At 35.7% G+C, this 8,529-nt stretch carries 7 protein-coding genes; all 7 read right to left on the bottom strand.

The window, feature by feature from the left end; translation table 11 throughout:
* Positions 1-26: 26 nt before the first annotated feature.
* Entirely contained in the window at positions 27-2,519 is a 2,493-nt protein-coding gene (locus tag NZ519_09275; protein ID MCS7028944.1) for a YfhO family protein, read from the bottom strand.
* A 60-nt stretch (positions 2,520-2,579) separates the two neighbouring features.
* Complete coding sequence (locus tag NZ519_09270; GenBank protein ID MCS7028943.1) at positions 2,580-4,046, bottom strand: O-antigen ligase family protein; 1,467 nt, start codon at positions 4,044-4,046, stop codon at positions 2,580-2,582.
* The gene (locus NZ519_09265) at positions 4,039-4,959 is read right to left on the bottom strand and encodes a Wzz/FepE/Etk N-terminal domain-containing protein (protein ID MCS7028942.1); all 921 of its coding nucleotides are present in this window, start codon (positions 4,957-4,959) and stop codon (positions 4,039-4,041) included. The genes NZ519_09270 and NZ519_09265 overlap by 8 nt, the downstream gene beginning before the upstream one ends.
* Positions 4,960-5,310: a DUF3098 domain-containing protein gene (locus NZ519_09260; GenBank protein MCS7028941.1), complete on the bottom strand. Its 351-nt coding sequence runs from the start codon at positions 5,308-5,310 to the stop codon at positions 4,960-4,962.
* A 4-nt stretch (positions 5,311-5,314) separates the two neighbouring features.
* Positions 5,315-6,196 carry a permease-like cell division protein FtsX gene (locus tag NZ519_09255; protein ID MCS7028940.1) on the bottom strand — a complete coding sequence of 294 codons (882 nt, stop codon included), beginning with the start codon at positions 6,194-6,196 and terminating at the stop codon, positions 5,315-5,317.
* Between the two features lie 66 nt (positions 6,197-6,262).
* The gene (gene rsfS / locus NZ519_09250; GenBank protein ID MCS7028939.1) at positions 6,263-6,589 is read right to left on the bottom strand and encodes a ribosome silencing factor; all 327 of its coding nucleotides are present in this window, start codon (positions 6,587-6,589) and stop codon (positions 6,263-6,265) included.
* A gap of 120 nt (positions 6,590-6,709) precedes the next feature.
* On the bottom strand, positions 6,710-8,257 hold the full coding sequence (locus NZ519_09245; protein ID MCS7028938.1) for an NADH-quinone oxidoreductase subunit N: 1,548 nt from the start codon (positions 8,255-8,257) through the stop codon (positions 6,710-6,712).
* Positions 8,258-8,529: the final 272 nt, after the last annotated feature.

Below are 8,529 nucleotides of genomic sequence, written 5' to 3'. Positions count from 1 at the left end.
CAACCTACCAAGTTCTGCAATATAAGTCAGATCAGTGGTTTTCTTTTTTTGGTAGAAAGGTAAATAGTTACAGCAACTAAACCTATCCATATCAGCGATGCTATTTTACTTACACTTTCGCCTATAAAATAGACTTTAGGTTCAAATGTAAATTCAATGGTATGTTTGCCCGCAGGAACAATCAAACCTCTAAGCACGTAGTTAGTCTGGATAATAGGAACTGGGTTGCCATCTATTTTGGCTACCCAGCCTTTGGGGTAGTATATCTCTGAAAAGGTAATAAAACGGTCTTTTTCTAGATTTGCTTCATAAACCAACTTATTTGGGCTGTAAGGGCTTTGTAATTTGACGTATTCTGTACTTCTTATACTATCGGTTGCAACAGGTTTAAGCAAAGGTTGCATTTTCTTTTCTACAATAGCTACTTTACGGCTATCTACTGTACCTATTTTTTTCAAAGCTTCGTCAGGTGTATTGACCACTTCTATTTTGGGGGTAATCCATGCATGTCCGTAGGCTTGGTTATTTCGTAATACGAATTCTCCATCTGCTGCTTTATGAATAATTTCTGTACCTGGGTTAATTTTTTGCATGCTGCTATCTACATTAGTTGGAATAATAACTTGTTGGTTAAGAATAATGTATTTAGTGTTAAGCATGTTGAGTACATTTGGGTTCATTTTCTCTAGTTGATTCTCAATTAGTTCTTGATATCTTTTTAACTTTGCTCCATGATAGCCCCCTATGGACTTATGAAAATAAGGCGTATGTGCGTCTTGTGTCAATCCTCCGCGAGCAAAAGCATACACTCTGTAATATGAGTTGTCATTTTTTTTGAGAAAATCATCCGAAGCATAGGGCTGTATTTCCATAGAAACAGGTTCTACAAAAGCTTCTGAACCTAGATACCTACGATTGACAGGTAGCATATCAATTGTAATTAAGGCACACAATCCAATAGCTAATAAGTTAAGTTGAATTTTTTTGGTCATGTAAGCCCATAATAATCCTGCACTCAATACAATAAATAAAAAGCTACGTAAGGCATCAATTCGTAGCATGTTAGCGCGTTCTGCGCGTAGCAGTTCTACAAATTCTTTTTGCTGAATACGTTTATCTACCTCTGCGGTAAAAGACATTATGCTAGGACCTAACAAACCTATTATTAGGCAAAGTCCTGCGGTAATTCCTAACGCATAGTAAAACTGTTTTATTACTTTGTTTTTATCTAAACTTTCTTGATGCTGTACATAGTGAGCTAATCCCATAAAAGCCAAAAATGGCATGGTAAATTCAGCAATAACCAATATCATTTCTACGGTTCTGAACTTGTTGTATCCTGGAAAGTAATTGAAAAAGAGCATGTTAAAGGCTTCAAAATTTCTCCCCCACGCTAAAAAGATGGATAGTAAGGTAGCTGTAAACAACCACCATTTATATCGATGAGGTAAAATAAACATTGCCCAAACAAACAAGAAACAAATAATAGCCCCTACATATACAGGACCTGAAGTAAAGGGTTTATCTCCCCAATAGGTTGGAAAGCTTATACCTTCTTGATTTTCTGCAATTTCTTTGAGGTCTTTTGTGGTTACTTTGGTTTCGTTAGAAGAACCGCCCATAAAACGGGGTATCATCAAAGTAAAAGTTTCAGATACACCATAGCTCCAACTAAATACATAATCTGGGTCTAAACCTGAAGATTTTTTTTGACTATTTATTATTTGTGTAAGTTCCGATTTTCCTCTTGTGGAGTACTTTGCGTATTCAGAAGTGGTCAAAATTAGTGTGGTATTCATTAAAATTCCGATTAAAGCACCTATGAGGGCATAGGTTGAGTCAATAACAAAAGGTTTTATTTGTTTATGTTTAATAGCAAAAATGAGTTCATTAATAGCGAAAATTAAAATAGTAAGTAGCAAATAATAAGTGATTTGTAAGTGATTAGCGTATATTTCCATCCCTAAACCAAAAGCTAGCAGTGTTGTCCCTAAAACTCGCTTATTTCTATAAAAAATAAGCATCAAACCTGCTACGACCCAAGCAATGTATGATATTGCCCATAATTTACTATTATGTCCTGCTTCAATGATGATAAAAAAATACGAAGAAAAGCCATATCCTAGTGCACCTGCCAAAGATAAGTAGGGATTGATTTTCATTACATTGAGCAGCACGTAAAAACCCAGCATAGTGATAAAAAGCATGGCTACATGCCTTTGTATGATTCTCCATAAAAACTCATCTATGTACCTTGCCCAATTTCCGTACATTTTTAAGCTAACCTGATATGCAGGCATGCCACTGAACATATTTCCTATCCAGTAGGCTTCCTGTCCTGTGCTATTACGGTAGTCCACTGCTTCTTTGGACATACCTAAAAAATTTTTTACATCACCTTGTTGAATAACTTTGTTTCCTATAACTACTTCCTTGAAGTATACCACTAAAATAAGCAGCATTACTAATACTGCAATAAAATGTGGTAGGGCATTCTTTATGAGTTTTTCTTGCTTCATTTACCAAAAGTACAAATCATTTTTGAATTGGCAACAATGCAGGCATTTTTGATATATTTACTAGTCTGCTTTTTGAATACGTTTTGGTATAATTGATCTGTTTTTCATATCTATATGAACAACAATTGCAATAGCAATAAAATATAAGGAAGCAAGTTTATCTACTTCTAATAAATCGTTGACAATGTTGTGAATGACAATTGTAATTAAACTAAGCGTAGCAGCAATAACTTGTTTTTTGTCCGTTATGTCCTTACAAGCATGATAGACTTTGCTGGCAAAAATAAGTATGTAAATAGTAAATCCCACATGTAGCAGCATACCTATCCAGCCAGTTTCTACCCAATAAGTTAAGTATTGAGAGTGTAGTCCTGAATTTTCAGGATTATCACTAACTGAAGTTCTGAATGCTTCTACAGTATAATTTCTGTATTCAAAAATAAAAGTGCCTGGTCCAAAGCCCCAAATAGGTTTTGCCCGAATCATGTTATAAGCAGCAATCCAGCGGTAGAAACGTTCCATAGTAGAGACATCTTTCATTCTTGCCGTAGCTTGAAGTTGCTTAACATAGCTATCAGGGTGAAATTCTGTATATTGCCCCTCTAATGCATATTTCATGTAGTAATAGTTAGAAAAAAAGAAGTTAATAAAAATAGCAGTAGCCACTAAGATAATTCCTAGTGATAATGAAACTAGTTTGCGTTGATAAACAATATAAATGAAAGGCAGGAAAAATATCGCGGCATAAGAAGCACGAGTATAGGTAAATAGCAAGCCAATTGTGCAGATAACAAGAAGAATTTGTAATACTCTTCGCCATTGTATATTCAAAGGTTTGTGGAAAGCTCCTATTAAAAGGTAGGGATATATTGCTGCTATTGTGGCGCCATAGTTAACATGGTTTCTAAAAAAAGGCCGCATGACGTTGCTGCTGTGTGCAAAATCAAACGAATATTTAGCATGGTTGAGCAAAGTGTAAATAACCACTAACCCCATACCTACAATGTAAAACGCCAATATCTTGCTGATATTTTGAGTCGCATTGAGTAAATAAACCGTGAATAAGTAGAAGACTAAAATAAACCAACATTTCATTATAATGAACTTTACAGATACCCACACATGGGTGGACTGAAAAGTCGTGACAACTAACCATGCTACAAATAAAAATATAAAAAATGTAACGGGATGATTAAAGTAAGATTTATCTATATTTGAAAAGAGAAGTTGAGTAATGAATAGGAGCATCATACCAAACATTAAGGGTTCTGAGGGCAAGCTCATCCCGTAGTTTCCAGGTAATACAACTTCTATGGAGAAAGGAATAGTAAGGATAATAAGATAATAAAGGTTTTTTAGATTAAAAAAGCTAAAATAAAATACTAATAGCGTTAAAGGAATTGCAAATGGAATGAGATAAGCTGCTATGTTCCCGCTACCGAACAAAATGCTTTGTACGATACCGCTAGTCAATACAAGTATTGCTCCTGTTACAATTCCAATTTTTTTTAATACAACATTATTCATGTGTAGTTCGTATAGCTTTGAATAACTCTATTACGGCAGCCATCAGAATACTGGCAGCAAGTGTGCTTAGTGTAACACCTAACACAATCAATACTCTTTTAGGTCGAACAGGTTTAAAGTCAGGTCTTGCACTTTCTACGATACTAAGCACATTGATTTTTTGCTCTGCGCTTAGCTGTGCTACTTCATAGGCGTTTTTTATCTGTCCCAATATATTTGTTTCTGCTTCCAATATTTTTTGTAGGTAAAGTCTATCTCCCATTTCTGTTTTTTTGTTGCTTTCAAGATAATTAAGAGAGTCTCGCATGTGTTTTATTTCCTTGTATTTTTCTTCGTATTTTTTCTTGTACAGCTCTGCGTGTCTCATAATATCTGCTTTGAAAATTTGAGAACCTTTCTCATTAGCTAGTTCTGCATATCGATTGGCTATTTTAGCAGCAATTACTGGGTCCTGGTCTTCCACGGTTACTTCTACCATATTTTTGTCAGTTCTGACAATGTTTGTATAACCTTGTAAGTACCGGTTAGCTTTTGTATAAGCTTTTTTATCCGTTGTGTCAATATTGTATCTTTGATACAAGTTAAATTCTTTGATGATGGCATCAGTTACATCCTTGCTTTCCATGATAGCCATAATTCTACTGCAATCTTCTGCGGTACCTGCTGTGATAACAGAACTTCCCACAATAGCACTTCCAAAGGAGTTTCTCAAAAATAGCGTAGCAGGATTGAGAGAGTTAGCGTTATAAGCTAAAACTACACATTTTGAACGATAATAGTTTTTCAAAAACAGACTAGTTACCAGGCTTGTCACAAAAGCAATGACAGTGGCAGCTATAATGTACATTCGCCACCTAAAAAATATATTTATCAAAAACTGCAAATCAAACTTGTATTCTATCTTATCTGACATTTACACTTTCTCTCCTCTCTGTTCAGTTTTGTCCTTGTACAGAATAGCGTAAAAAATCATACCAAAACCAAGCAATAAAACTACAGGCGCAACAGATAAAGCCCAAAAACCATAGGTGTCTTTATCCATACTCATTATGAGAAATCCAAGCATAATAATTCCTATAGAAACACCTAATAGAATATAGTTTTTCTTAGTAAAAACCATATTGTTAGGTACAGCAGTGTGCGAACTGTACATTGCATTTTTAGACAAGGAAGATGTCTTATGCTCCTCTTTGCTTTTATTGAGCAGTTGTACAGAGGGCACTTCTTTGTTGCTGTTTGTATTACTTTTTTGTCTTCTTACCATGTCTTTACGTATATAGATTATCCAAATTTGAATTCAGGTATTTACTTACTGCCCACAAGCTACCTAGTAGCCCTAAGGCTGTACCAAAAGCCAGTAGTATTAACAAAGTTAAAATAATGTCTGTCGTGTTTTGTATAATAGAGAGTTCAGGAATACGGTGGATGGTGAAGTACGTAAGTAGCATAACTAATACACTGGCTATCAGGCTAGCAATTAGACCTTGTAAAGTACCTTGTACCAAGAAGGGCTTACGAATAAAATTATTTGTTGCTCCAATAAGCTGCATGCTGCGAATAACGAACCTTTTAGCATAAATAGATAGTTTAATAGTGTTGAATGTCAAAAGCAAAGATACTAGCACAATTATTATAGTTAATCCCCCGCTGATAAGCCACAATTTATTGATATTATTGTTTATCCTGTTGATTGTTCTTTCATCAAAACTTACGTCTATAACTCCTTCTTTACTAGACAACTCTTCTTTAATTTTGGCAATTTTTGAAGACTCTACATATTCTGCTTTCAAACGTATGTTAATTGAAGCGTCTAACGGATTGTTATCTAAAATAGAAAGGTCTTCTCCTGTTCTTTTAGTAAATATCTCTGCGGCTTCTTGCTTACTAATATAGCGTGCTGATTTTGTGTAAGGCTGTTTATCTATCCACAAGCGAAGTTCTCTTTTAGCTTCAGCGCTCATGTCATCGTTAATAAAAACTTGTATCTCTATTCGTTCTCTTAGCACTTTGATAAAAGCTCTTGCGTGTAGGATAATCATCAAAAAGCCGCCTAAAAGAAACATAACCATACCAATACTTACCACAGCCGTTAAAAATGCACTGCGCATCCGGCGCATGTTCAAACCCATCTCACTTCTTGATATGGTCATGGTATCTGCAAGCAAATATAGATAAAAATGTCTACTGATTAGAATTTTTTTACAGCTTAAACTCTTTCATACAACGTCATCGTAATAAGTAAAATACGCATCACCCCAAAGATCTTCCAAAGCGTAATACTTTCTCTGCTCAGGGTAAAAAATATGTACAATCACAGAAATATAATCTAATAGCACCCACTTTCTAAATTCTTTTCCTTCTGTATGCCATGGCTTTTCCTGTAAAATCTGCTCTACTTTTTCTTCTACCGATTCATACAGTGCTTTGATATGTGTATCTGAATCCCCTGAACAAAGTATAAAATAGTCCGTAACTGCCGTAGATAGATGTCTCAAATCCATCAAAACAATATTTTTACCTTTCTTATCCTGTAAACCTTGCACTATCGCTGCAATTAAATTCTCTGCCGTATTATTTTTCCTTTCAGTCGTTTGAGCAGAAAATAAGGTTTTTGCTTTTACCATTCTTATCCTTTGATTGCTTATTATCAACAACCTAACGCTTTAAGAAAAACTTTTTTGAATAAAATCTATCAGCCAATTAAAAGATATTCCAATAAACAAAGTAGGAACGGCTAATACCACAGCAAGCACTGTTCCAAAAGGTGAAAGCTTCATTTCTGGTGCATTTTCATTTTGGCGAACAAACATATAAAGAGGTATCTTAAAGTAGTAAAACAAAGACACTACACTGTTAATAACTCCTACTACCATTAACCAAAATAGAATATCGGTCATGTTAGTGTATGGATTAACTCGCCATGCCTCATACAAACCTTGAAATAGCATAAGTTTGCCTATGAATCCTGCTGTGGGGGGAAGTCCTGTTAAAGAAACCATGAACAAAACTAAGCAAGCCCCAAGTAAAGGCGTCTTGTATCCCAAACCCCTGAAATCACGAATATCCTCTGAACCTATTTTCTCTGTAATCATGGTCAAAATAACAAACGCGCCCATGTTCATAATTAAATACACAGTCAAGTAAAACATGACGGAACTAATCCCTAACACAGACAACGCTACTACTCCCATTAACATATAGCCTGCGTGCGCAATAGAAGAGTAAGCTAACATACGCTTTACATTGTTTTGCCATAGAGCAGAGAAATTACCAACGGTCATTGAAATCATAGCCAAAATAGCAATAATGCTGACCCAGTCCATATTCAAAGCAGGAACAGTTACGCCTTTGACAGTAGTAGTAAAACTAATCAAAAAACGCATCAGTAGGGCAAAACCTGCGGCTTTAGGTCCTACGGCTAAAAAAGCAGTTACAGGTGTGGGAGCACCTTCATACACATCGGGGGACCAAAAATGAAATGGAAACATCGCAATTTTGTAACCAATACCTGCTAATACCATTAAAACAGCAATTGTAAGTGCCGTGTATGGAATTTCTGACAAGCCCGTGATGAATTGGATATTAAGTCCCATTGTTCCTGTGAAGCCGTAAAGCAAGGAAATGCCATAAATCATAAAACCTGAAGAAACACCTCCGTATATTACATATTTTAGCCCTGATTCAGCTGATTTTGGATTAGTTCTGGTGTAAGTAACTAACACATAAGATCCCAAAGAAACCAACTCAATGGATATAAAAATCATCAACAAGTGTGATGCCATAGCCATCAAATTCATACCTAAAACTACGGCTATCAAAATGGCGTAGAATTCGCCCATTCCTCTGGCATTTTCAGCTGTTTTACTGTTGAGCGTAAGGGCTATACCTAAAATTCCAGACACGGCGAAAAGTAGCTTAAAAAACACGGCTACGCGGTCAAGCGTAAGCATGCCTGCAAATAACGGTACAGCACTTATTTTATTAGTTTGTATAAAAGTAGATAAAAGATTATACTGCAAGACAGATAAAACCAACGCAATTACCAAACCTACTAAAGCTACAATAGGCGTAATAGTTTGATTCTTTTTACCTACCACCAAATCCACAATGATGGCGATTAAAAAGAAGGCTATAAGGGCAAATTCGGGTAAAAAGTAAGAAAAGCTGCCTAGTATGTTCTGTAATATTAAACTAATTGTCTGATAGTTCATGGTACTTATTCAGTTTTTTGGCAAAATTAGGATATCGCATCTAAAAAACAAAAAACTTAAAAAACAAATAGCCAAAAGTTAATTAAAGCGATTGAGGTACTAAATATGCTATTGAGTATTGCTTTTACATCTGAATTTTATTAAACTTTCTTTTTGGGCGTGCCCTTGTGGGCATTTCGCTTGCGCTCATGCCCACAAGGTCGGCGTGCTTCGGGCTACGCTATCGCTTCGGTGCTGCGCTGCGCTCCGCACTGGGCTAACGCCCACCCTCC

The organism is Bacteroidia bacterium (genome assembly GCA_025056095.1).
In the GTDB taxonomy this organism is placed as follows: domain Bacteria; phylum Bacteroidota; class Bacteroidia; order JANWVE01; family JANWVE01; genus JANWVE01.
This window is presented reverse-complemented; position numbering and strand designations above follow the sequence as displayed.

What these genes read in the sequence shown, in the direction of transcription:
- NZ519_09275 (MCS7028944.1), bottom strand. Translation starts at nt 2,519, where the DNA reads ATGAAGCAAGAAAAACTCATAAAGAATGCCCTACCACATTTTATTGCA.
- NZ519_09270 (MCS7028943.1), bottom strand. Translation starts at nt 4,046, where the DNA reads ATGAATAATGTTGTATTAAAAAAAATTGGAATTGTAACAGGAGCAATA.
- NZ519_09265 (MCS7028942.1), bottom strand. Translation starts at nt 4,959, where the DNA reads ATGTCAGATAAGATAGAATACAAGTTTGATTTGCAGTTTTTGATAAAT.
- NZ519_09260 (MCS7028941.1), bottom strand. Translation starts at nt 5,310, where the DNA reads ATGGTAAGAAGACAAAAAAGTAATACAAACAGCAACAAAGAAGTGCCC.
- NZ519_09255 (MCS7028940.1), bottom strand. Translation starts at nt 6,196, where the DNA reads ATGACCATATCAAGAAGTGAGATGGGTTTGAACATGCGCCGGATGCGC.
- NZ519_09245 (MCS7028938.1), bottom strand. Translation starts at nt 8,257, where the DNA reads ATGAACTATCAGACAATTAGTTTAATATTACAGAACATACTAGGCAGC.